Below are 25,915 nucleotides of genomic sequence, written 5' to 3'. Positions count from 1 at the left end.
TTATAGTAGAGATATGTCTTTGGGATATCCTTCTAATATAGTGGTTAGCCCAAAAGGTCCGGTAAAAGTTCAAACGTTAAAAATACCATTAAGTGGAATAAGTAATCCGAATCCTAAGGTTGTATGGATTCAAACCGATAAGGATAAGTGGCTTGCTTCTAGGAATAACGGTTACGATAATTATGAAACAGGAACTCATGGGTCAAAAAATGATACTTATCCACTGGCACATGTAGTTACAGATAAAATTACCGTAGATGAATATCCGCCTAAAAGCATGAGAGATAAAAATAATAACCCTTATGATCAAAAATATATTAGCGAGCTAGGATTTGAACAGGTAGAGTTTGATAAACAGTCTGCTTATACAGGCAGTGGAAACAAAGAAAATTTCTTGTATGGTGGAAAGAGCATTGATTATACAAAAGGCAGTATTTTTGCTGTAATCCAAACAGAGACAGGGTATCCCTATAGTTTCTCTGATGAATCCAAATACAGCACCAGACCAGACGGCTATGATAAACGACAAGTTGAATACTACACGCCACTCCTAATCAATTACACAGGTTATGCCATAGAAAAAAAAGAAATCCAAGTGACGGAGAATTCCAGTCTTGAAGTAGGAAATACTGTTCAATTGAAAGCGGAGGTTCGCACAAAAGAGTACAACGAGCAGGAATTTGGAGATAATTGGGTGGATATCACAACTCGCTCGCAAACTAGCTGGGTATCTTCCGATCCATCTGTAGCGCAGGTGAGTCCATCTGGACAGGTTACTGCACTCGCCAAAGGAACTACAAAAGTATCAGCAGAATGGAAATCTGAGGATGGCGTATGGCATCTGAAAGATAGTGTAGAAATTACAGTCGGTCAAGAGGAAACGCCTACTCCACCTTCGGGCAGCTGCACGTTCACCATTCTGCCGCCCACTCGCTCACAGGAAATCGCCAAATCGGTTATGAATCCGGAAGCTTCCGGACATATTCTTGGAGATGACGCTGCCAATGGACGTCACTTCGATGCGACTAGAGGAATACCCACCAGCGACAATCTGTATGCTAATGCCTGGGGATACAATTATCTGTTCCAGCATAAATTTACGGAAATGAAAGGCAAAATTGAATACCAATGCAAAATCAGTGTGAAGTACAGCCTTAAATGGCAGGAGAAAAACAACAAGGACAAATGGAAAACCAAAACAGGTTCCGCAACCAAATCGTATTCATTCAGCTTCACACGTGACTATGATTACTGGCAAATCAATCTGCTGGAAGTGCTGGGTATCGATCATGCAGTGATGAACAACTATGCACTGCCGGGTGGAACGGTAACGCTGCCAGTGAGTGGCTATTCCGCACCCAAAGTACAGAAAACAAACAGCAGCAATGTCAAAGATCATGTTCGACCGGACGAGACCGGTGCGATTAACTACAACCCACCAACGGTCAACGGTGGGAAAAGCGGTCGCCCTACGCCTCCCAATGACCGGGATAAGCTGAAAAACATGGCCGAAGGCAAGACGGATGATCCACAGGTACGTAATGATGGACTGCAGTTTACGTTTAATAATAACAAGACCGAAGTTATGAACAGCGATTGGGTCAAGAAAATCGGTCCACAGCCTAAAGAAATCCCTGCACCAGCCAAAATCCGTTCATTCAAGGATTCCGGCGAAAAAGTGCTGTACAAAGGTGCCCAGCTGATCAGCAGCAAGCTGGTCAACAAGGCGAGTACGTCATCCAGTGGAACCATTTTCTATTCCATGCTGAGTGAGAATGTACAGGGATCAGGCAATAAAAATTTTCCGATCCAGAACATCAATACCGTCACCGTACATACACCGGTCGTCGATTATGCCTCCATCTCGGATGACAAGGCTCATAACCAGAAAACCGTGCCCAACCCGAGCCGGATGGCGCTGATCCTGGATCGCCCGTTTACCGTGCGTATCCCCACTACCGGGCAGCATCTGGATGGATCGACCTATCCCGGTTATGGTAGCCGGGAGTATGCCAAGTATTTCAAAACCAAGCAGGTGCAGTTCCCGTTCGACGTCTATGACCAGCAGCGCAAGCACTTTTATCCGAGAAATACCTGGATCGATGTCCCGGTCAGTCAACTGGATACTGTGTTTGTACTGCCCGTCTGGGTCGATGAAGGCGACTATACGGTCTATTTCCGCAATATCGCCGAGAATGCTCCGACCGGGTTCACGACCCAGCCGGATGCCAATACGAATCTGACGCATCATGTGGCCACCGATACGGTAGCAGTAGAAGTCATTGGACGGCTGTACGATTTCCATGTGACCGATATTGCCGACTTTAATTGGGAGAGTGTCTTCCGTCAGAGCAGCGGCAGCCGCCAACCGACAGGTAAATCTTTCTGGGTAGGAACCGGCAGTATCGACGGAGCAGCGAGGGGCAATACAGCTCCTTATACCCTGCCGATTATGCGAGGCAGTCATTCTCTGTCTGGCTACAAAAATGTTGCTGTAAAAACCGGTTACCATTTCAAATTCGATCTGAAAACGAAAGGCAATATGTTTGGTGACAAAGATGGCATTCGAATCACTCCGACATTCTTTTACCAGGACAAAGATGCGTCTACCGCACCAGAACGCGTGCCGGTCGATCTGTATTACCATACCGACGAGCGGAAGTTTATCCGGATCGGCTCCAGCCAGGATACCGAGCGGCGTATGGTCACGCTGAATCAGCGGCTGCGCAATGTACCGGCCCAGGATCTGATCGATACCGCCGCAGCGATCTATGAGCTGTCTACCGGATGGACGCAGAGCAAGGCGCAGTATATTGCCGCTTTTCAGAAGCGAGCCAACCAGACGACCTATACTGGCGGATATGATATCCAGCTGCTGCCTTCGCCGCTGCGTACTTTTATCCAGTCAGCGGAGCAGCGTCCAGAAAACGCCAGCGCTTCACCGTCCAGAGTAACAGCGAGCGTACAACAGTGGTACGGCGAATACAGCCTGCCTGCGCAGGTGTATGTGGTGCCCGGAGGAACCGATCTGGCCGCCTATGGACGCAGTCATGTACTGGATGAGAAGTCACCGGTCTTTCTGAAAAATGGGTATATCACGGTGAATTTTGATATTGAAAGTATCGTGAACGCAGACACCCAGCATCCTCACCTGCAGTACATCCATGCCCCGCTGAGCAACCAGTGGTGGAGCATGGAAGGGTACGACAATACCGATGGCAGCCGGGATCACTTTGTAACCGATCCTTATCAGGTAAAATACCGGGTGGAAGATGGTGACGTATTGTTCTATGATACCGACCAGTCTTCATACGGTGACTTTACTTCAAGAGGAACGCATTAATTGACTGGCTGTTGCTATGCGAATATCCGGAACTGCTTTTTCTGCTGTAAGAGATCGGAGTATGATCCTGATTACACCGTGGAAATAACTCTGAGATTACTTGCAGCCCAAATGTTGTTCAACCGGGGACTGGATGGATAAAAGCAGCATGAAATTCAATTACCACTATAAGTGCAAATGAAATGCCGGTACGAATATAGATACAGATACGAATATAAATACAGATATAAGAACAAGAAGAAACACAACCACAAAAAAGCCACCGCCCGGATCATCCATACCCTATAGGGAATTATGATTCGAGCAGTGGCTTTTTTTGCAGCTATAGCATACCTCTGTATCCCAAGCAACCAATCCGGTTATTCGAATTTCTTCGAATACTGTTTCATGTCCTCATAGTATTCATGCAGCATTTTGATGCCTGCATCCACTTTGAGATTCGCCTGCTTGAGTGTGGCGGACTTCAATTGAGGAGTGGATACGTATTTTTTGAACAGGGTCAGCGCCTGCAGCTGCAGGGAAGCGGCTTTGATGTATTTGCCATGAATTTTAGCCAGTTCCGGTGTGGATGGCTTGATCTGCTTCAGGCCGGTGACAAACTTGGTGTAGCTTGGAACAACGGTATTGTTCATGGCTGTATAGGTTTTTTTACGGTTGGACGATGTGACATAACGAACCGAATTGTACGTATCGACAGCCTTATCTTCATAGGCGGCAATTTTGCCCAGCTGATCCAGGTAATCGAGCAGATCGTTTGCTTCTGCGATAAGGGCCGGGTCCAGATCTGCATAATCTTCGCTCAGTTCATCGCTGGTGGATTCTTCGGTAGATGCGGAACTGCTGGTTGTCTGGTCGCCTGCAGCATGGACAGAACTCAGCGGGAACAGACTGGTGCCGGACAGCAGGAAGGATAGCGCCAGCAAAAGGATTAATTTCTTTTTCATGGTTCGGTTAACTCCTTGGAATATGATTATATTTTGGCGACTGATCGTTATGCAGTGCCAATTAAATGCTTTTACTGCAGTGCATCGAATTTGCTGACATATTTATCGATTTCTTTATTAAACTGGTCGATGAGCTTGCCGCCTGCCTGCAGTTTGAGCTTGGACTGTTTGAGGATGGCATCATTGAGTGTAGCGCTGGATACGTATTTTTTGTACAGTACAAATCCTTCCAGTTCCAGATAGGCCCCTTTTACATATTTGGCATGGATTTTGGCCAGTTCCGCGTTTTGTGGTTTGACCAGCTTGATGCCGGATACGAACTTGGTATAGTTAGGTACCACGGTGTAGGTCATCAGCTTGTATTCCTGTTTGCGGTTGGAGCTTTTCACGTATTCATTAATATTATAGGCATCCCAGGCTTTGGTCTCGTACGTGAACAGCGGTTCCATTTTATCGGAGTATTCGAGGAACTGACTCGCTTCTTCGATCAGTGCGGGATCGGCGTCTGCCCAGCTGTCTTCACCGTCGGAGATACTCTGGTCAGCATTGTCTTCAGCAGGCGCTGCGCTATCTGCGCTGTCGTCTGCATTGCTGGTCAGATCCATCGTATAACTGCCGTCGGGTGCATCATCTGTCGCTGCGTACGTTATACTGGCAGGCAGTGCGGAGGAAGTCGTAACCAGTGCTGCGAGCATCAAGGTCAGTAGTAATTTGTTCTTCATGTTAGTAACCCCTCTATTATGTATTTATTAGATTATTTTTACAATTTAACACGTTAAGTCATGAAAAAGAAAGACTGAAAAGGTAAGAAATGCAATATAATGACAGATCAGGCCGTATATCGATGAAATTGGTTGAATAGTCGCATAAAACGGTAGGATATCGGTCACTGTCCTCTATAGCCACCAGTTTCGTCATTGCGTAATAGTGCCGCCGATTGTGGTTGTCATTTGAAGTTTAAAAGAATAAGAGAGTGACTTCTAACCAGGTGACTTGAATTCAGATAAATGAGGCGATAATTGATGGAACAGCATTTTGATCTCGTTGTAATCGGTACCGGCAGTGCAGGAGCTGCTGCGGCTCAAGCCTGTCGTGAACAGAACTGGGAAGTCGCCATTATCGATTCACGCGAATATGGTGGTACCTGTGCACTGCGTGGATGCGATCCCAAAAAGGTACTGGTCGGAGCAGCAGAGCTGGTCGACCGTACCGCACGGATGGTCGGCAAAGGATTGCAGGACAGTGTCCGCATCAACTGGCCGGATCTGATGGCCTTCAAGCATACATTTACCGACTATATCCCCGATGCACATGAACAGAAGCTGCAGGATGCAGGCATTCATACGTTTCACGGACATGCCAGATTCGTCAGCGAGGATACGATTGAAGTGGAGGGCCAACGGCTGATTGGCAAGCACATCCTGATTGCCACCGGTGCCAAGCCTGCGCCATTATCGGTAGAAGGGGAGCAATATCTGGCAGACAGCGACCATTTTCTGAATCTGGAACAGCTGCCTTCTCCGCTCGTATTCGTCGGTGGCGGTTATATCTCGTTTGAATTTGCGCATATCGCTGCCCGTGCAGGTGCAGAGGTACATATTTTGCATAAGGATGAACAGCCGCTCAAAGGATTCGATCCGGAGTTGGTACAGGAACTGGTCAAACGAAGCCGGGAGATTGGCATCAAGATTCATCTGAATACATCGCTGCAATCCATTGAACAGCTATCCGGCGGAGAGACTGATCAGTCAGTGGCAAATGAACAAAACGGTCGTACCGCCAATGCTGCCAGCCGCGCAAGCTATCTAATCCGTGCCAGTCAGAACGGTGGTACAGAAGGAGATAACGAACTGCATCTGGAGTGCGAACTGGTCGTGCATGGTGCTGGACGGATGCCCAATATTATGGATATGCAGCTGGAACAGGGCAATGTGGAATATGGCAAAAAGGGCATTCATGTTAATGAATACATGCAAAGTGTGAGCAACCCGCGCGTCTATGCTGCAGGTGACTGCACCGATTCTCCGGGACTGCCGCTCACGCCGCTCGCAAGTCTGGAATCGCAGGTCGCTTCCCATAATCTGCTGAACGGCAATACACGTACACCGGATTACCGGGAGATGCCAAGTGTAGCCTTTACCCTTCCCAAACTGGGTTCGCTCGGCATAACGGAAGAGGAAGCCCGCAAGCTGGGGAATCATGTAAAGATCAATACATTTGATACGTCGTCCTGGTATACGTACAAGCGTACCAATGAACCAGCCGCAATGGCCAAAATTATTATCGACACCAACACCCGAAAAATTCTCGGTGCTCATCTGTTGAGCGGAGAAGCGGACGAGCTGCTCAACCATTTCGCCGTCGCGATCCGGCTGAACCTGACGATCGATCAGATGCGGGATGTGCTGTATGCCTATCCGACGGCAGCATCCGATATCGGCTATATGCTGAAAATCTAACTTACGGTCTTGCTTCGCTAACATCACAAAAAAGCACCTGTCATTCGTATACGATGATCCAATCTCATCGAACGGATGACAGGTGCTTTATGTTAAATAATCCTATTTATTTCCCGGATGTTCCGCGTTCAGCAGAACGTCTGCGTGCGGCCTGTACCTGATACAATACAAGACCCATTGCCAGCAGGGCTGCACCGGTCAACCAGTATGGCATCCGGCTGGATTCCCCTGTCTGCGGCAGCGTCGGCTGCTGGGTTGGAGTACGATCCGGCTGCGTTGTTCCCTGCGGTACCGGCTCGTCATTCACCGGAATATCCGGTTGTTGAGCAGATGCCGGTGGAACAGTGCCGCTTGGAATCGGCTCGTCCGGAATTGGCATATCCGGCTCACCAGGATTGTCTGGTGAAGGTGGTAATGTCTCCGGTAGAACGGACGGATTGGACGGGGTCGGATCTACCGTACCCGATGGAGTAGGCTCGTCTTCAACCGGAATCGTCGGTTCCGTTACCGGTGTACCTCCTGATGGATTGCCGCCACCTGGTGGAGTAGACGGTGTTCCCGGCTTGTCGTTATCCGGTTTGTTGTCTGTCGGGCTTCCCGGATTGCCTGGATTATCTGGCGATCCCGGGTTACCGGGGGTACCTGGGCTTCCTGGATTGCCAGGGTTGTCAGGATTGCTCGGCGTTCCCGGATTATCTGGATTGCCCGGAGGTACGATCGGCTGCTTGGTATTAGTCAGCGTCAGGAACAGCGCATTATTGGACTGCTTGATGCTGGAATTGATCGTTACCGTGTGTACGGTTGGATCGAGTATATAACCTGCAGGAGCAACCGTTTCCTGCAATGTATAATTGCCAAACAGCAGTCGGGTAAATAATGCCCGGCCCTGTGGATCGGTAGTGACGGTTATTGCCGGTCTGGCTTTGGCTGCATCCTGCAGGACAAAGGTTGCGCCTTCCAGTGGAAGTGTCGCATCGTCCTTGTCGACTTTGGTTACGATGAGGTTGCCTACTACTCCTGTACCGGTACCGGAAGCGGAAGACGTACGCACGATAATTTCCTTGGTCGTATCAATCGTACCGGTTGTAATGCCATCTCCGGCAAATTGTACGGTGTTCCCGATTTGCTCTCTGTCTTCTGCCGTAATCATGGACGTATACTCCAGAATTAGGGCCGAACGGATCGGTTTGAGGAAAGTCAGTTCGAACTGCTCCGGACTGCCTGATGTAATGCTCAGTTTGTAATCTGTGTCGCGTACAAGCTTGGTTCCTTTGGCTAATCCGCCGTTGCTGGCGACACTGGCCGAGTACAGGTTAAAGGAATCCGTCAGCAGAATCTGATTCGGTGTCGGCTTGTCGGTAATCCGTGCATTTTCCACATAGGATTGTCCACGATTAATATAGACGGTCCAGTAGATTTTGTCGCCATCCTGCGTACCAGTTTTGGATACATACTCCCCACCTTTGGGGATGCTCACAGACGCGGCCCACGGATAGACAGCCTGATCGCTGTGCAGAACAGCATTGTTGCGAATCACCGGTTTCACCACATGATTGTCCAGAGTGGTCTTAAAGGTAATCCAGTACGGCGAATTGATCGGCTTGTTGAAGCGTACCTGCAGTTTGCCGCCATCCTCACCATCAGCCGGAAGGACGACAGTATAGTCGGACGGAGCAACCGCTTTGCCCCGGGTTACGCTGTTCCAGACGCCGACCAGATTCATATGGTTGACCTGCAGCGAGCCCGGTACATACGATTGACCCGGTTCCAGCATATCTTCGATATAGGCATTGGTCAGCTGACGACTGCTGTAATTGGCTTTGATGTTCCAGGTGATTTGCTTGGTAGTTGCATTGTACGAACCATCCTTGGAACCGTTATTCACGGTCATGCTATCCGGCCAGAAACGTGCTTCTGCGTCGGCTGTACGTGTTTTTCCATTTTCGATCCAGGATAGCTGTGCATGATTTAGAAACGATACATCGGTCTTGTCCTTTTTCCATTCCGCATCGAACAGTGTACGATAGGTAATCGTTAGCGGCTCCGTGAGATCGGTATGGAACGTAATCTTGAATCCGGATCGCAGATTGTCGCTGCTTACCGTATACGAAGAGGGCGGATACAAACTGCCATCCGCACGCTGAATCTGCAGGGAGCCCTGTTGGAATTCCAGTCCGCTGTTCGGGAATGTATCATTGATGATTGCATTGGACATTGGATAGCCATCACGGTTAAGCGTCAGCTTCCAGGTCGCATCCTTGCGGATATAGTTGGCATCACTCAGAACTTTGGTAAATACCACGTTTTTGATCACCTGGGAAGCTGTATCGCTTGCTCCACCCGAAGTGACGGTGTTGGTTACTTTCTCGTCTTTGTCCACACGATTTACCGGTTGGGTCTGGTACTTGATCGTGTAGGGAGAGCTGATATCGTACTGGAACTTCAGATCAAATCCGGTACGTCCGCTTTTGATCGGTGCCGGTGTGATCGTGTAGTCCTGGCCTTCAGTCAACAGAAGGTTTGTAGTCGCGTTATATACTTTGATGGAATCCTGTACCAGCTGCTGGCTGGCATTAAAGCGATCCTGCAGCATGGCCTGAGCCTGGGGAATTGAACGGCTGTTCAGATTGTAGCCGATAGACCAGGAAATGATACCGGTCTGCTCATCGTAATGTTCTACCTTTTTGGTCAAAAACTGCTGTTCCACCGATACTTCCGCTTTGGCAGTCAGTGTGCCTTTGTTGCTGGCAAAAGAGGCAGTATTGGTAAATTTACTCTGTGTATCCGTTGTAATGTCGGTTACATAGGTAATGCGATAAGCCGAGCGAATGACCGGCTCCAGTGTCAGCTTGAAACTGCTGCTGTCAGCTTCCAGCTGGTAGCCGGAAGTCAGTTGCTGTCCGCGGGTAGTGGTACCATCTACATTGACATTCAGCTCATAAAGCTGAATCGAACTTGTATCCAGTGACATGCCTGCAGCGATCGGATCGCTTACTACCGCATTCTCGATTTTTTCCTTGGTTGTATTCACGTCGATCGTCCACTCGATATGGTTCTGATCGAGCGCCTGTCCGCGCTTGCTGATGGAAGTGCCTTTATCCGGTTTGAAATAAACCAGGATGAACTGGGAGTCTCCATTCACAGGTACCGGAATCTGTACCTCGGTGCTGCCATGGGTCACTTCCTGGCTAAAGGCGGTACGGAACTGCATCGTTCCGTGTACATTCGAATATTGTTCGATCGTATCGTTAAATGTCATCGTGACATGTCCGCTGCGTGTTGCGCTAAAGCTGCCCACTGTGCCATCCTCAAATTGCAGAGGCACATTCGTAATATCGTTGTACAGCTGGAAAGCGGACGGCAGATCATATTCAAACGTAGAGCCGTTATGATAGGAACCGTCATCCGGCAGAGCCCACTCGTAATTCAGATATACCGGCGCATCCGGGTCAATCTGGGTATCCGGGTTGACCTGACCATCAATCACATTCTGGTTAATATCCGTTAGAAATATCCGTGTGATAATATTCTGATATGTATCAGCTGCGGGAGTTGCAGGAGGCTGAGTGTCCGTATCCGTAGAAGGTGATTCAGCATTCCCGCCTGGGGCCTTATCTGTGCCGCCACTCCCCGGCTGACCATAGGTGTCGGACTGTACGCTTGCTCCTGTATCGGAAGGTGAAGCAGAAGAGACAGCCGTATCGGAAGAAGTACCTGTATCGGCAGCATAGATGGACGAAGAACCGAACAGACCCGGTAATACAATAGTTAAAGTAAGCAATAACATACTTACTTTCTTAAATATTTTCATGAGTAGCTCCTTTTTATGTGTAGTTTTAGCAATACGCTGGCTGCAGAAACACTCCTTCAACAAGAGATAAGGGTGGATATCTCTTTGCTGGCTTTTTATGTAAAACGTGTTTGATTCATTATACATGATTATATAGAATAATTTGTTGATAATATTTTAGGAATCGCAAAAAAATAATATGCATATTTAGGAATCTACACGCCCCTCTCAATTTAACCAGAATACATCGTGCGAAACATGGGAAATATTGGTTCTTTGATTTGAGAAAGGAGAGAAATCGGAATGATTTCATTATCGATATTGGACTATTCGCCTGTAGATGAAGGCAGCAATGATCGTACAGCGCTGCAGCAAACTGCCGAGCTGGCACGAGCCGCAGACCGTCTGGGCTATCGTCGGTTCTGGGTGTCGGAGCATCATTATTTGCCACCGCTTGCCGGCAGTAATCCGGAGCTGCTGATGATGCATCTGGCAGATCAGACCGAACGTATCCGGATTGGCTCGGGCGGCGTCATGCTGCCCAACTATAGTGCTTACAAAATAGCGGAGAACTTTCGCATACTGGAAGCACTGCACCCGGGCCGGATCGATCTCGGAGCCGGAAGGGCTGCCGGTGCCGGCCGGATTGGCAAGCAGGCGCTGAACGAGGGACGCACCGAAATTGTGCCTTATGAACAGCAGCTTGTCGACCTGATCCGCTATCTGCATGATGAGGATTCGCCGGATCACCGGTTTCCAGGTCTGAAAGCAACCCCCATGATCGACACCCGGCCCGAACTGTGGATGCTGGGAACCGGTCGCGGAGGAGCCCAGCTGGCTGCGGCTCATGGAACCGGGCTGGCCTTTGCCCATTTTATCAATGCATCATCGGTCGGCCGTGCGGCCATGAGGCAGTACCGGGAAGACTTTCGTCCTTCCGCCGGACTGGCGAAACCAAGCGGCATGGTCGGTATATTCGTGACAGTGGCCGATACGCAGGAAGAAGCCGAACAGCTGGCCCGGAGCTGGGATTACTGGCTGCTGATGTCAGAGAATAAGGGGCAGCGCCGGTCCTTTTTTCCGGCGCCGGCAACGATACAGTTTCAGGAGTATACGGAAAAGGACAGGGAAGTGATTGCTCGCAACCGCAGTCGGATGCTCGTGGGGACTGCGGATAATGTACGGCAGGGGATTGAAGAACTGGCTGCCAGTTATGAGGTGGATGAAGTGCTGATCCTGCCGCTGATCTATGGATTTGCCAACCGGATGCGCGCGATTGAGCTGTTGGCCGAAGCGTTTGAATTGTAATGGGCAGGTGCTCCCTTTAATTAACGTTTGGAATTACCCTGGTTTGGGGTAAAGAAATATGTGAGTGTGTAAATTGATTCCCGTAACGGAGATTACAGAGAGGGGCTTGGCATGATGATAAAAACATTTAAAATGAGTGCAGCGGCAGCGTTGCTGTTGTCCAGTGTGATAGCAGGCTGCAGCGATGCACAGGAAAGCCAGAGCAACGATCCGACAACAGCCGGACAAAGTGCCGCTGAGTCCAAACCGGAAGATACCGGAAAGGATAATACCAACCCGGTAACGACAGATGCGGATTTCCGCCAGTATTCCAGCGATCCGAACAAGTCCAATACCGATTCGGATTATAATCTTGTAGGTACTTATGTAGCCGAGAATGAAGATACAATGACGCTGGAGGTCAATGGCAAGCAGCTGGTCATTCCGAAAAGCAATTCGTATGAGCCGGCAGCTTCCCTGCCGCCTTCCACCGATCTGGCGGGCCAGCAGATCAGTGTTACGCTGAGTGCACAGGATAGCATGATCACTGTAGCCGAGCCTGCCGACAAAGCAGATGATGCAGATAATTCCCAACAGGATCTGGTAGGACAGTATGTGTCCGAGACAGCTACCCAGGTTGTCATCAAACAGGGTGAGAAAGAAAAGACATATACCAAGTCTGCCCAGTTTGAAGGCGAAAAAGAGCCTCAAAATGAAGAGCTGCAAGGTACAACCGTACGTCTGGATCTGGACAAAGACGGCAATGTACTGCGTATCCGTACCCAGTATCAGGATGGCAGCTCGGTCGGCGAATAATACGTATTTTCATATGAGCCAACAACAGCAAAAAGCTCCTGTCATCGCAATCGGATGGCAGGAGCTTTTGTTATGTGTTATGCATGGTGGGAGCGACTATTATCTGAAAAATTTCACGCGCTCGTCTACCGGCTGATACGTTTTCTCGCCAGCAGGTGCGGCCGGTTTGCCGAAAGGCATTTGAGCGACCAGCTGCCATTGTGCAGGAATGTTCCACGTGGATTTTACTTCTTCGTCGATAACCGGGTTGTAGTGCTGCAGAGTAGCACCCAGACCTTCTGCTTCCAGTGCAGTCCAGATTACCAGCTGCAGCATGCCGTTAGCCTGTTGTCCCCACAGCGGGAAGTTATCACGATAAGCTTCGAACTGATTTTGCAGGTTCGCAATGATGTCCATATCTTCAAAGAACAATACGGTGCCGTAACCGTTTTTGAACATGTTCATTTTGTCGGCAGTGGATTGGAAGAGTTCTTCGTTATTTACGATACCGCGCAGTGTCTCGGTAGTGATATCCCACAGCTTGTCGTGCTGCTCACCGACGAGTACGACTACACGCGCACTCTGGGAGTTGAAGGAAGATGGTGTGTATTTAACGGCTTCTTCAACGATGTGTTGAATCTTGCTGTCTTCGATTGGCGATTCCTTGCTGATCACATAGATGGAGCGACGGTTTTCAAGAGCTTTCATAAATTCAGTAGACATATTCGGTAATCCTCCTCGTTTATATGTAAATGTTTGTTACTTACTTTTATAATGATACTACAAATAAAACAGAAATCAAGCCTTTTGAGAAAATAATCTTAATTTAAAGAGAAATAGCCGCTGTAACGGCAGCAGAGCATTATCAAGGGGCTTTGCTGCCGATGACAGGCGGCTATTCAAAAAAAAGGGATACTGTAGTTTGCCTTTTTGCTGTGGTCTGTCCTGATTTTAGAATGACTACTGTACTGCATTTCCGATCCCGTGTGATATCAGGCTAATCAGATAATATTCAGCATGATAACGCTCGGCTGGAATGGTAATAAAGCAATAGTCTGTTCATTATTCATACAGTGATTCCAGCTCGGTGATCAGGGAACCGACATAAGCAGCAGCCGTGGAAATGGGTTCCGGTCCGGACATATCGACACCGGCCAGCTTCATCAGTTCGAGCGGCGGCAGCGAACCACCGGCTTGAAGCGCCTGCAGCCAGCGATCCACGGCAGGTTGTCCTTCCTCACGGATCAGCTGCATCGCAGCGGTGGAAGCGGTAAGTCCTGCAGCATACGTATACGGATACAGACCCATATAATAATGAGGCTGGCGCATCCAGGTCAGTCTTGCACCTTCGTCAATTTCCACCGTATCTCCCCAGAAGCCGGACAGAATTGATCCTTTGGTGGAAGAAAGCCAGTCTGCGGTGATTGCCTGTCCCTGCATCGCGGCGCCATAGACCTGGCGCTGCAGCTCGGCCTCCAGCAGATGGGTGACAAAGTTATGGTAGTACGTGCTCAGGAGCTGCAGGATGACCCAGCGGCGCAGCTGTTTGTCATCCGATTCCTTCATAAGGTGATCAGCCAGCAGCAGTTCATTCATGGTGGATGGCGCTTCGATAAAGTACAGGGAAGGACGATAATTAGACAGACGCTGATTCCGGGCAGCCAGGGTCAGATGCCCGGCATGTCCCAGTTCATGTGCCAGAGTAAAGGCATTGCGCATATTGTCTGCCCATGCCATCAGAATATACGGATGCTCTCCATAAATGGAAGAACAGAATGCACCTGTCGATTTGCCGGTATTGTCCGCATAGTCGATCCAGCGGGAGCGGAAAGCTTCCTGCATAATATCCATATAATCTTTTCCCATGATTGCGAGAGCTTCCTTGACCTTGTCGGCTGCTTCCTCAAACGATACGGATGGATTGTAATCGGGATCAAGGGGTGCCTTGAGATCACAGAATGTCATGCGGTCCAGTCCGAGCTGGCGCTGCTTGAGCCGGGCGAGCCGCTGCATATGTGGAGCCAGCTCGCGGAGCAGCACATTATGGATATTGTCGTACATGTCCCGGGTGACTTCCTGCGGCTGCAGCAGCATATCCGTGACCGATTCATAGCCGCGCAGACGAGACATGACGATCTGCTTTTTCACTTCGGTTGCGTACGTCTCGGCAATCGTATTGCGGTAACGGCTCAGCGTCCGGGTAAAGGAGGCGAAAGCACTGCGGCGCAGTTCCGTATCCGGCGAGACTTCATACGCATTTTCATACAATCGGAAAGAAACGGGCTGCACCTGACCCTCCTGATCCGCCGCATCGTCAAACGACATATCCGCCAGCTTGCTGCGCAGATAGATCTGGTAAGGTGCACCGGTCACTTCACCAAGAGATGCCAGCGCAGCTTCCACATCCGGAGACAGGCGATGGGCGCGTGTCTTCAGCAGCAGGTTCAGATTGCGTTCATAGACCGCCAGTTCCGGCGTACCGGCGATATAACCGGCAATCGTATCTTCGGGCAGCTCCAGAATCTCGGAATTGATCCAGGTCAGCCGGGCATAGACAGCGGATAATACATCACCGGATTTGGCAGCACGGGCGATATTGGACGGATTGGTGCCATCTTCGGACTGCTGCAGGCTCGCATAGCTGGATGCTTTTATCAGCTTTTGCATCAGGGTCTCCTGCATATCGAGACATTGCAAAAGCGTATGAGCGGATTCGACGAGACGGCCTTTGTACGATTGGATATCCTCAGCGAGCTGCTGCAAAGCGGAGAGATCCTTTTCCCAGTCAGCTTCGGTAGCATACAGATCACTCAGATTCCAGGTGGAGGAGACAGGGACTTCAGAACGGGTCAATGTTTTTGACATTTCATTCATTCCTTTCCGGGATTATGTAAAATAATATGTCACAACAATAGTATAAGTTTATTCCACATTAAAGTAAAAATGACATGCATAAGTATAAAAAAGCAGCCTTACTCATCGAAAATGAATAAAGCTGCCTGCAGTATAACGATTAACATGTATCTCAAACACAAACGTTAAAATATGAACCGGATAAAACGGAACGAAAAACAATCAACCTGCTCAGATCGCCTGTACCAGAATGGCAGCGAATTCCTCGAGGAACTTCTGATCCTGTTCATCAAAGCGGGATTTGAGCGGGCTGTCGATGTCGATGACACCGATCAGTTCGCCGTCTTTGACCAGCGGCACTACGATCTCGCTGTTGGATGCGGCATCACAGGCGATATGGCCGGGGAATTCATGCACATCGTCGACCAGCATCGTACGGCGCTCGGCTGCAGATGTACCGCATACGCCTTTGCCCAGCGGGATACGGATGCAGGCAGGCAGTCCCTGGAAAGGACCGAGTACCAGTTCCTTGCCGTCATACAAATAGAAGCCTGCCCAGTTGGTATCGGTCAGAAACTGCTTCAGCAGAGCGGACGCATTGGACAGATTGGCAATACGGTCGGGTTCATCGTGAATAAGGCCTTTGAGCTGGCTGAGTGCCATGCTGTACTGCTCTTCACGGGAACCGGAATAAGCTATATTTTCAAACATGAGATTCACCTTTTCCGAAATAGAATTTACAGATCATCTTCTGCAGGGATGGCAGCTGTACGGAAGCGGGACTTCGGTGACAGCGCATAGGGATAGTATACAACCCGCAGGTGTTTTTGCAAATGAAGATACGATGTAATCTGCAGGAATATACCCTCTCAGTACATAAGGTAAAATTTGGAATAAAACACCGGAAATATGTTTACCAAGCTGGCAAGGAGGGTAAGTACAGCATGAAGCCCTTAAGGACAGAAAAGGCTAGGTCTGCCGCGGCTATATCCTTGTTTGTACGAACTCTTAGCCAGGAATGGATACACGGCCTTCATAACTTACACATCACTGGAAGGAGAGAAGAGTATATGCATGCGGAGGTACAAAATCTTTTTATCCGAATTCACATGCTGCACCAGGCTACTCAGCATAAGCTGACGATCAACGATATGCAGCCGATTCTGGAGAGTCACGGCTATCGTGTAGGAGATCGCGAAGTAAAGCAGGAACTGGAGCATCTCACTACGGAAAATATGCTGACGGCCAATGGTGAGGAATATATGATCACCGGCACAGGTATCGGAGAACTCAAAGAAATCCGCAAACGTCTTACCATGCTGTGCAGTGAAGTGGTCTCCCATCAGACCGGTAACCTCTCTGACCGTACCCGCTCGGAAAAAAAATCATCTGTCGTTGTCTGATCGCTGACTACATAGGCTGCAGCGGTCTTCCTTCATGAGAAGAGCGTATCCCATAATGCATTATGGGATACGCTCTTTTTGTGCGAAGCGGGGCGGAAGAGAGCACCTGCAGACGAACGGGGATTGACGGAACGGCGGTTTTTCGTCAATATATGAATGTTCCATTAACAGAAAGGATAGATTGCATGACTTTAACGAACAATAAATCCGGGTCCCGCAAGTTTCTTTATCGGATAGACCCTTTGACCAAAATCGTCATGCTGCTGTGCATCTCGGTACTGGCCGTTCATATCGAACACGTACTGCCGCAGCTGCTGTTATTTGCCGCTGTATGGATCGCCATAGTGCTCGGTTCCGGACAAATGGTGAGTACGCCGCTGATCCGGCTGCTGGCTGCGATCGGCATTCCGTATTTTGGCCTATCCATGCTGTCGGTCAGAGAGGGGGATATCTGGTGGCAGTGGGGAGCGCTGCAGCTGACTTCCGGAGGACTGGAATATGGAGCAGTGATGACCTTGCGCATTTTTATTCTGTGTCTGACTTCGGTGGCTCTGTCGATGACGACCGATTACCGTGAGCTGGTGGGTGCACTTGTCCTGAAGCTGAAGGTCCCTTACCGGCTGGCATATGGTCTGGCACTCGCACTGACATTTTTGCCACTGCTGCGTGAAGAAGCCCGGCTGACTCTAGCTGCCCGGCGGCTGCGTGGCCAGCAAAGGGCACGCGGACTGGCTGCACTGCTGCAGACCAAAGACTATATGGGAGCTATATTTACCGGCTCGATCCGCCGTATCCAGCATATTGCAGGTGCCATGGAATCCAAAGGGTTCGGGGCCTATCCGGATCGTACCTTTTATCATCCATTTGTACTGCCTTCATCGGCACCGTACTGGATGGGTGGCAGTGTACTGGTCACGATAATTTTGTATCTCACGGTATAGATGTTCCGGACAAAGGACATGTAAAGTACAGTAATGATATCGCTAAACAGACAGAGAACACCGGGAGCAAATATCCGCTGCCAGGCAGCCGACACGACAAAGGCTGACTTTGGATACCAGCCGGCTAAGAAGAAAAAAATTGACTTATTCTTATTGTTAACCTAAATTATTAAAAGTAGTTAACAATAAAAGTTTGAGGAGAGAACTTTTTTATGAGCAATGTAATGAATCGCAGTGTAAATAAAACCCTGCAGGCATTTACCACTATGGAGATCGTACTCATGGCTCTGCTGGCGACGGCCAATGCGGTAATGACCATGTACCTGTCCGGAGTAAATCAGCTGCTGAGCAGCATCGGCGGTCCGATTATGACGTCCAGCATTACCGGTCTGTATATGATCTATGGACTGCTGGCCTACTATATTATCCGCAAACCGGGTACGGCAGTAATCACCTATGCCCTTGGTGCGCTGGTGCAGTGTTTTGTCGGTACATCGTACGGGATTGCTTCAGCCTTTGCGGCAGCGATCTGTTATATGGTAATCGCGGAATTGATCTTTGCGCTGCTGCGTTACCGTCGCTGGTCGATGGGTGTAATGATGCTGGTCGGCGGAGCCATGGTACCGATCTGGTTCCTGGTAGCGATCCAAATGTTCGGTTATTCCAAATGGGGTATGACCGTGCTGAGTATCGCGATGATCGTACGAATCGCCAGCGGTGTCATTCTGTGCGGTATGCTAACGGTTGTATTTGGCAAGGCGATTGGTCGTACAGGACTGCTGCGCCGGTTTGCCGCTTTCTCCAAAGAGCGTTAATATGCTTACTGATTCAGCACCGTTCTTACAACTCAGCGGAGTATCCTACACGTATGAAGACAGCGATCGCCGGACACTGGAGCAGATCTCGCTGGATGTGCGTGCCGGTGAGTGGCTGATGATTATCGGCAGCAGCGGCAGCGGCAAATCGACGCTCTGCCGTGTGATCAATGGACAGCTGCCGAGGATTGCTGGCGGCCAGCGTGAAGGAACGGTACGTATTGGCGATATGGACCCCGGATCAGCAGAGCCGGGTCTGCTCGCCAGCCGGATGGGATCGCTGGGACAGGACCCGGATGCCGAGCTGGTCGTAGGCACGGTCGAAGATGAGATCGCTTTTGGACCGGAGAATTTGCGCGTTGCGGGCGAGGAGATCGGCCGCCGACTGGATCGTCTGACCGAAGCGCTGACTCTGGAATCCGTTCGTCATGAATATGTGCACCAGCTGTCCGGTGGTCAGCGTCAGCGTACAGCACTGGCCGCTGTCCTGGCACTGGAGCCGCAGCTGCTCATTCTGGATGAACCTGCAGCCAGTCTGGACCCGGCAGGGAAAAAGGACGTACTGCGCATTATAGAACACTGGCATGAATCAGGAGGTACGCTCATTACGGCTTCTGCCCGCTGGGATAAGACGGTCCTGCAGTGCAGCCGGGTCGTGATCCTGTCGGAAGGACGTATCCTGCTGGAAGGACCGCCGGATGAACTGCTGCGCAATCACCGTGAATTATTGGAGCAGATGTATATTTTGCCCCATGATACGGTGAGTCATAATGATAAGCAGGCAGATGCTTCTATAGATAACGATACAGTTAAGCAGCCTTTTGCAAATATGAATCATCATCGACAGCCTGTTGTGAAGGTATCTGATCTGACCTATATGTACCCCGGCGCCCTTCGTCCGGCGTTGGATGATGTCCATCTCACTCTGCAACCGGGCGAAATGGTGCTGCTCTGCGGTGCCAATGGTTCCGGCAAGACGACACTGACTCGTCTGCTGTCCGGTCTGCTGCAGCCGCCAATGCGAAGCATTTACCGTAACCACCAGGATACTGCCAGGCAGTCGATCTATGACCGGGCTGCAGATACGGCGTATCTGTTCCAGCATCCGGATCACCAGTGGGTCGCTGCTACAGTGTGGGAAGAGTGTGTATACGGTGTCCGGGCGAGTCTGAATCTGCACCCCCGCGATCCACTGCCGGATCGTTACAGGCAGGAGGCGGAGGATATGCTGCGATTTGCCGGACTGCTGGAGCGGCGCGAAGATTCTCCGTACAGTCTCAGCGGCGGGCAAAAGCGTCTGCTGGCGGCGGTATGCCAGTTCCTGCTGCCGCGTCCGCTGTATATTCTGGACGAGCCCGGCTCGGCGGCAGATTATTTGACCATCGACCGTCTGCTGTATCTGTGCCGCAGGGCGGTAGACCAGGGAGCTGCGCTGCTCATCGTTACCCATGAACCGGAGCTGTTTGCGGGGGCGGATCGGATGCTCACTCTGGAGCAGGGACGATTGATCGAAGCAGCCAGCCCGGTATAAGCATGTCCATACTGTTCATTAATCGGAATGAAGAACAGAGACGGGCTGCTGCTCAAAAAGCCATTTCCTTTTCCCGGCCTGTATGCGGCTGGAGAAATAGAAATGGCTTTTTGCATATACGATATAGTGAATGCGTGAATGATTACTTACGCGCAGCAGGAGACAGGCGTTCAGCTTCCATACCGAGCTTTTTGAGCAGGTAGATGAGTTGTTCCTTTTCCTGTACATTCAACCCGCCCAGAGCATAGCTGAGACGGTCTTCGTACTTCGGATAGATCTCGTCCATCATGGCACGTCCGCGGTCGGTCAGCTCGGCATAGATCACACGGCGGTCGGTAGGGCAAGGATGACGACGCAGCAGTCCACCATGCTCCAGTTTGTCGATCACATAGGTAACGTTGCCGCTCTGCAGCAGCAGTTTGGCCCCGATCTGTTGAATAGGCTGGGCGCCCTTGAAATATAGTACTTCCATAACGGAAAAGGCAGTAGAGTTAAATCCTTCGATTTTGCTGCCGGCGACAGCATGTTCACTCAAACTTTTGAAGGCCTTGGCGAAGACACGGTATAGATGCATGGATTGTTCGGTATTGTTCATAGACATGTTAATCATGATACAGTCACCCTTTCTGATGATGAGTTCTATAGAATCTATTGGATAAAGTAATAGAAGAGGAACGTTAATCTAGATTTATCTTATAACCATTTAAAATAGAAGAATATGTGATTTGTCACAATGCCGGACTTTTTAAATATTAAATTTAAATCTTAAATTGCGTTTAAGTGAATGGAAAAAGGAAGGCGCAAATACGTTGTAAGGGTTGTGGATAACTATTTTTTTTACAAATGGAGTATAAATGAGAAATGGAAAATAGTTATACCTGGCCTGTGTACTTTTTGTGTATAAGTGGATAGAATTTGTGGATAACATTGTGTATAAATAAACATGCCCTTCAAAAGGATGATTTTCATGAATATTTTTGTGATCATATGCAATCATTTCGAAAAAAACGGCTATTTTCCACTATTTATCCACGTATGATTTTGCATATTTATTTTTGCCTGTGTATAGAATGGTAAGGATTTACTAAAATCTATCCTCAGGCTGTGTATAACATGTTGATAACTTGGGTAAAAACGGTTGATATCTGGTCCTAATTTGTGTATATAGTGTTAGTAACTGTTTTGAAGCTTTTACATAGGGATTGCACAAATATCCATTACAGTTAACGCTCGAAGGGTAGAGTAGTAGAAAGTCATTTTCCAACATTACCCTAAGGATATGAGTGAATATATGAATCGGAGAATAGATGCGATGAGAGATGATTCCGTGACGATCTGGCGTGAGGAGTACAGGCCTGTGATTGAAGAGATTATATCCAGCTTCCTCGATAGCCGGGGGCGGATGATGGTCGCTGCACACCGTGGCAACTGGAAGCAGGCACCGGAGAACTCTCTGGCGGCGATTCAGTATTCGATCGTGGCAGGGGCTGATATGATCGAGATTGATGTGCATCGTACATACGATGGTGCGCTTGTGCTGATGCATGATGAGACCGTGGACCGGATGACCGATGGAACAGGAAGAATTGCTGATATGACGCTGTCCGAGCTGCGCAGCCTGCGACTACGCCAGTATCAGGGAGGCGCCTGTCAGCCGCTGACCAACTATACGATCCCTACGCTCGAGGAAGCGCTGATCCTGATCCGCAGCAAGGCGATGATCAACCTGGACAAATGCTGGGAATTCCGCGAGGAAGTATATGCGGCGCTGCTGCGTACCGGTACGGTGGATCATGCCCTGTTCAAAAGCAATGCGTCTCCGGAAGAGGTACGGCATTTTTTGCAGGATAAAATCAAACCGCCGCTGTACATGCATATTCTGGATGAATCCAATACACCGCTGATATACGATCTGGATGCGCTGTTCAGCCAGATCCGTCCACAGGCCGTGGAGATTTGCTTTGAAGAGGAAGACAGTATGCTGATTCATCCGTCTGTGCTGCAGAAGATCAGGGATCAGGATTGCCGACTGTGGGTGAATACGATGTGGGATTCGCTGTGCGGCGGTCATACGGATGGCGCTTCATTGATTGACCCGGAGCAGGGCTGGCAGTGGCATCAGCAGCGCGGATTCAATATGATCCAGACGGATTACACCGAAGCATTGATTCGCTATCTGAATGAGCAGCAGGGTGCGTACGGGTGGCAGATGTAACCGATTTTTTGGAGGAAAATACAGCCAACAGGAAAAGCCCTTTGCGAGCGCAAAGGGCTTTGTGATGAGAAATCAGAAATAAGTCGCTCTCCAGCTGCTTAAGCTGTACTTCTGCATTCTTCTATAGAAGGAAGCGGACTGGAGCAGCAGACAGCAGGCTTCGCCTATCCGCGATATTCCTGCAATGCCGCAGCTGCACTTTTGCCGGCCGTATGTCCGGTCGTAAAGGCAGCCGTAATGTTATAGCCGCCGGTGTATCCGTGAATATCCAGCACTTCCCCACAGAAATACAGCCCCTGGGTCAGCTTGGATTCCATCGTCTGCGGATTGATTTCCTTGAGGTTCACTCCGCCGCCGGTCACAAAGGCTTCCTTGAGCGACAGTGTGCCATTGGCTGCAATCGGGAACTGCTTGATCAGGCGAGCCATCTCCATCCACTGCTGTCTCGGAATATTATGATAGGTCAGATCATCGGGCAGATTCGAGCGCTGCAAAATGAGCGGAATCAGGCGCTCTGGAATATAGCCTTTGAGTACGTTTTTGATCGCTTTTTTGGATTCCTGTTCGGCAAGCTGAAGCGTCTCCTGATAGATCTCATCGGCTGTTTTGTCCGGGAAGATATCCAGGGTGATCTGTACCGAAGTGACCGGGAACTTTTTGAGTGCCTTGACGACATACTGGCTGCACCGCAGAGCCGCCGGGCCGGAGATGCCAAAGTGGGTGAACAGCATATCACCATCATGCGTGACCAGCTTTTTCCCTTTTGGATTCCATACGGTCAGACTGATATCGCGCAGGGACAATCCCTGCAGTTCCTTGCTCTGGATAAAGGATTCCGGTGAGGTGATTGGCACCTCGGTCGGATACAGCTCCGTGATCGTATGTCCTGCCTGCTCTGCCCAAGGATAGCCGTCACCTTCGGAGCCGGTCTGCGGTACAGACTTGCCGCCAACAGCGACAATTATCGCATGACTGCGGATAACTTCGCCGGAGCGCAGGCGTACGCCGTATACTTTTCCATTCTCGTACAGCACTTCCGCTACCGGACTGTTGACCCGGATATCCACGCCCTGGGCGCGTACTCGGTTTACGAGCGCATCAACGACCGTCTTGGCTTTGTCGGTCACCGGGAACATGCGTCCATTGTCTTCTTCCTTGAGGGCGATGCCCATATCTTCAAAGAAGCGCATAATATCCGTATTGCTGAATTTGGCGAGAGCGCTGTGCAGAAAACGCCCGTTGCCGGGAATATATTTGATCAGTTCGTCAATTTCCTTGGCATTGGTCACATTGCAGCGGCCGCCGCCGGAGATACCGAGCTTGCGGCCCAGCTTGTTGCCTTTATCCACCAGCAGTACGCTGGCACCGTCTTCACTGGCGGCTACACTGGCCATCAGACCGGCAGAGCCGCCGCCAATTACAATAATATCGTATTTCAAATGTATCTTTCCTTTTTATCTGATGTCATGAATCACTATTTTAATATACCATTAATCCATAGGGAAAAACGGCTAAAGTTCAAGGTTTTCGACCATTTTGGCGTCCCGAAGCGCAGCAAACGGCCAGGCCGGGGGGAATCTGTTTATAATTGGCATTATTAGGGGTATTGTATTAGTGGCTTGAAAATGCTGGGTCAACATACTATATATTGTAATGTTTGGCCTGCTATGCTTTAATCGAATTACGACAGAGAGAGAGGGAGGGGCACATCATTATTATTGCAGTAAAGGAAATCCTGCTGCAAATGCTGGCTGTAGGATCTGCCGTGTTTTTGTTCTCGAACATCGTGGAACGCAGCGGCGATGATTCCCTGCACAGTGTACGATTGACCTGGCGGGGATATTCCCCGATTCTTATGCTCTCGTCCGCGTTCAGCATTGTGATCTGCTGGATACTCTCCATCTATAGTGCGATTACGCTTGAGATTCAGATGAGCCTCGTGGCTCTGGTTATTGGAGTGCTCTACATAGGGGCTGCACGCGGGCTTCTGCTGCTCATACTGGAGACATTGATGTATCTTATGCTCGGTGCCGGCAGCGGAGTGATTGATTTTCTCGTCCATAGCGGTGTGTTATTATATCCTGCTGCTGCGTTATGCTCGCCCCATTTCGCCAAATCCTCTCTTCGGCAAAAACGGCTGATTACCTGGCTGCTGATCCTGTTAAGCGCTACCCTGACAATGCTTGCTGCCGGATTGCGTATGCGCCTTCATAATCTGGATACTGGTACCTGGTGGATCATTCTCCTGATTGTGGGAGCAGCAATGATTGCGGGGAGTTATTCGATTCAGGCGATTGAGCGGATCATGGAACGCAAGCAGCTGAATCAGCAAATGCTCGAACTGTCCAACCGTGTTATTACCGAGGCGGAGAAGCTCCGCCAAATTATGAATGTAGCGCCGATGATGATCACATCCATTGATGCGGATGGACAGATTACGGCTATTAATGAACGGGCACTGGCAATCCTCAAGCGTTCGCTGCCTGATATTACAAAGGAAACAGCGCTTGATGTGAACCTGTTCAAGCTGAATCCGGAAACGATTACTCCGGGACTCAAGCATACGATCGAAATTATTCAACAGCTGCCCGAGGAACAAGTTATTCATAATGAACTCATGCGGCTGGATTATGGAACATTCTATATTAGTGTAGCACCGATCCGCCAGTTACCGGAGCATAATCTGACCGGGGTGGTGATCATCGCCCAGGACATTACCGAGGTAGAACGATTGCGCAACGAGCTGAGCCATGTCGAGCAGCTCAGTCTGGTCGGCAAAATGGCGGCCAGCATCACGCACGAGATTCGCAACCCAATGGCGGTCGTTCGCGGCTTCCTGCAGCTGATGCGGGAGAAAAGTCCAGCTTCCCTCGATCATTACTATCTGATCGTTATGGATGAGCTGGACCGTGCCAACAGTATTATCAATGACTTTTTATCTCTGGCGCAGAACCGGATTGTCGAAAAGCAGCTGTATGATCTGCATGCCATTATCGAGGAGCTGCTGCCGCTATTATGGGCGGATGCCAATCTGCGTGGACAGTCAATTGCCTTTATCCCGGGTCAGGATGTACCGCGGCTCGATCTGAATTCCAAAGAGATCAAGCAGCTGATCCTCAATCTGGCACGCAACGGCATGGAAGCGATGGAAGACAAGGGTGAGCTGACGATCGAGACGGAAGCGACTGCTCATGAAGTGATTATGCGCATCCGCGATACCGGTCCTGGCATACCGCAGGAGAAGCTGGACAAGCTGTTTGAGCCTTTTTATACGACCAAAGCCAAAGGCACGGGTCTTGGATTGTCTCTCTGTCTCAGCATTGTGGAGCGTCATCAAGGCCGTATTGTAGTGGATTCGGTGGAAGGGGAAGGCACAACGTTCTCGGTTATTTTCTCGCATTCGTTTGGACCCAAAGAAGAGGCACCGGAAGAGTTGGCCTGATTTCTCCGGCTCTCCATGGGACAGGAGTACGGATAGCTAAATGTTTCTCATTTTCAAGACTAAGAAGATCCTCATTTCTGCAGGTATAATGTGATAA

18 protein-coding genes are annotated in these 25,915 nt (G+C 49.7%); 10 read left to right on the top strand and 8 right to left on the bottom strand.

What is annotated here, in order from left to right:
- The first annotated feature begins 445 nt into the window (after positions 1-445).
- Entirely contained in the window at positions 446-3,343 is a 2,898-nt protein-coding gene (locus WH45_RS21055) for a DUF5704 domain-containing protein (RefSeq protein ID WP_407668046.1), read from the top strand.
- A gap of 359 nt (positions 3,344-3,702) precedes the next feature.
- On the opposite strand, the gene WH45_RS21050 is transcribed toward WH45_RS21055, so the two are convergent.
- Positions 3,703-4,287, bottom strand: a complete 585-nt coding sequence (locus WH45_RS21050; RefSeq protein WP_046216374.1) for a hypothetical protein — start codon at positions 4,285-4,287, stop codon at positions 3,703-3,705.
- Positions 4,288-4,358: 71 nt separating this feature from the next.
- Complete coding sequence (locus WH45_RS21045) at positions 4,359-5,009, bottom strand: hypothetical protein (RefSeq protein WP_046216373.1); 651 nt, start codon at positions 5,007-5,009, stop codon at positions 4,359-4,361.
- A 300-nt stretch (positions 5,010-5,309) separates the two neighbouring features.
- Here WH45_RS21045 and WH45_RS21040 point away from each other — a divergent pair, with 300 nt between their 5' ends.
- Positions 5,310-6,746, top strand: a complete 1,437-nt coding sequence (locus tag WH45_RS21040; protein WP_046216372.1) for a dihydrolipoyl dehydrogenase family protein — start codon at positions 5,310-5,312, stop codon at positions 6,744-6,746.
- Between the two features lie 106 nt (positions 6,747-6,852).
- Here the strand turns inward: WH45_RS21040 and WH45_RS21035 are convergent, their stop codons facing one another.
- Entirely contained in the window at positions 6,853-10,557 is a 3,705-nt protein-coding gene (locus WH45_RS21035) for a collagen binding domain-containing protein (RefSeq protein ID WP_052723896.1), read from the bottom strand.
- A 282-nt stretch (positions 10,558-10,839) separates the two neighbouring features.
- On the opposite strand from WH45_RS21035, the gene WH45_RS21030 reads away from it, so the two are divergent.
- Together WH45_RS21030 and WH45_RS21025 are read left to right on the top strand one after the other, a co-directional pair.
- The gene (locus WH45_RS21030; RefSeq protein ID WP_046216371.1) at positions 10,840-11,844 is read left to right on the top strand and encodes an LLM class flavin-dependent oxidoreductase; all 1,005 of its coding nucleotides are present in this window, start codon (positions 10,840-10,842) and stop codon (positions 11,842-11,844) included.
- Positions 11,845-11,955: 111 nt separating this feature from the next.
- Positions 11,956-12,639, top strand: coding sequence for a hypothetical protein (locus tag WH45_RS21025; protein ID WP_152663619.1), 684 nt, complete (start codon positions 11,956-11,958; stop codon positions 12,637-12,639).
- 99 nt (positions 12,640-12,738) lie between these two features.
- On the opposite strand, the gene WH45_RS21020 is transcribed toward WH45_RS21025, so the two are convergent.
- The 3 genes from WH45_RS21020 to WH45_RS21010 form a co-directional block, all read right to left on the bottom strand.
- Entirely contained in the window at positions 12,739-13,341 is a 603-nt protein-coding gene (locus WH45_RS21020; protein WP_046216369.1) for a nitroreductase family protein, read from the bottom strand.
- 339 nt (positions 13,342-13,680) lie between these two features.
- Positions 13,681-15,483: an oligoendopeptidase F gene (pepF, locus tag WH45_RS21015; RefSeq protein WP_046216368.1), complete on the bottom strand. Its 1,803-nt coding sequence runs from the start codon at positions 15,481-15,483 to the stop codon at positions 13,681-13,683.
- Between the two features lie 219 nt (positions 15,484-15,702).
- Positions 15,703-16,182 carry a GAF domain-containing protein gene (locus WH45_RS21010; protein WP_046216367.1) on the bottom strand — a complete coding sequence of 160 codons (480 nt, stop codon included), beginning with the start codon at positions 16,180-16,182 and terminating at the stop codon, positions 15,703-15,705.
- 359 nt (positions 16,183-16,541) lie between these two features.
- Here WH45_RS21010 and WH45_RS21005 point away from each other — a divergent pair, with 359 nt between their 5' ends.
- The 4 genes from WH45_RS21005 to WH45_RS20990 all read left to right on the top strand — a co-directional run bounded on the left by WH45_RS21005 (position 16,542) and on the right by WH45_RS20990 (position 20,161).
- Positions 16,542-16,874, top strand: a complete 333-nt coding sequence (locus WH45_RS21005; RefSeq protein ID WP_046216366.1) for a hypothetical protein — start codon at positions 16,542-16,544, stop codon at positions 16,872-16,874.
- Positions 16,875-17,059: 185 nt separating this feature from the next.
- On the top strand, positions 17,060-17,815 hold the full coding sequence (locus WH45_RS21000; RefSeq protein ID WP_046216365.1) for an energy-coupling factor transporter transmembrane component T family protein: 756 nt from the start codon (positions 17,060-17,062) through the stop codon (positions 17,813-17,815).
- A gap of 212 nt (positions 17,816-18,027) precedes the next feature.
- A complete protein-coding gene (locus WH45_RS20995) occupies positions 18,028-18,630 on the top strand; it encodes an ECF transporter S component (protein WP_046216364.1) in 603 nt (200 codons plus the stop codon).
- Position 18,631: 1 nt separating this feature from the next.
- Positions 18,632-20,161, top strand: coding sequence for an ABC transporter ATP-binding protein (locus tag WH45_RS20990; protein ID WP_046216363.1), 1,530 nt, complete (start codon positions 18,632-18,634; stop codon positions 20,159-20,161).
- A 142-nt stretch (positions 20,162-20,303) separates the two neighbouring features.
- On the opposite strand, the gene WH45_RS20985 is transcribed toward WH45_RS20990, so the two are convergent.
- Complete coding sequence (locus WH45_RS20985) at positions 20,304-20,771, bottom strand: MarR family winged helix-turn-helix transcriptional regulator (RefSeq protein WP_046216362.1); 468 nt, start codon at positions 20,769-20,771, stop codon at positions 20,304-20,306.
- Positions 20,772-21,473: 702 nt separating this feature from the next.
- Between WH45_RS20985 and WH45_RS20980 the strand changes: the two genes are divergently transcribed.
- Entirely contained in the window at positions 21,474-22,376 is a 903-nt protein-coding gene (locus WH45_RS20980; protein WP_052723895.1) for a glycerophosphodiester phosphodiesterase family protein, read from the top strand.
- A 164-nt stretch (positions 22,377-22,540) separates the two neighbouring features.
- Here the strand turns inward: WH45_RS20980 and WH45_RS20975 are convergent, their stop codons facing one another.
- On the bottom strand, positions 22,541-23,815 hold the full coding sequence (locus tag WH45_RS20975; protein ID WP_046216361.1) for a BaiN/RdsA family NAD(P)/FAD-dependent oxidoreductase: 1,275 nt from the start codon (positions 23,813-23,815) through the stop codon (positions 22,541-22,543).
- 305 nt (positions 23,816-24,120) lie between these two features.
- On the opposite strand from WH45_RS20975, the gene WH45_RS20970 reads away from it, so the two are divergent.
- Positions 24,121-25,818: an ATP-binding protein gene (locus tag WH45_RS20970; RefSeq protein WP_052723894.1), complete on the top strand. Its 1,698-nt coding sequence runs from the start codon at positions 24,121-24,123 to the stop codon at positions 25,816-25,818.
- The last annotated feature ends 97 nt before the right edge of the window (positions 25,819-25,915 follow it).

This window comes from Paenibacillus wulumuqiensis (genome assembly GCF_000971965.1).
Classification (GTDB): Bacteria; Bacillota; Bacilli; order Paenibacillales; family Paenibacillaceae; genus Saccharibacillus; species Saccharibacillus wulumuqiensis.
Note: the sequence above shows the minus strand (reverse complement) of the source record. Positions and strands in the feature narration are given on the sequence as shown.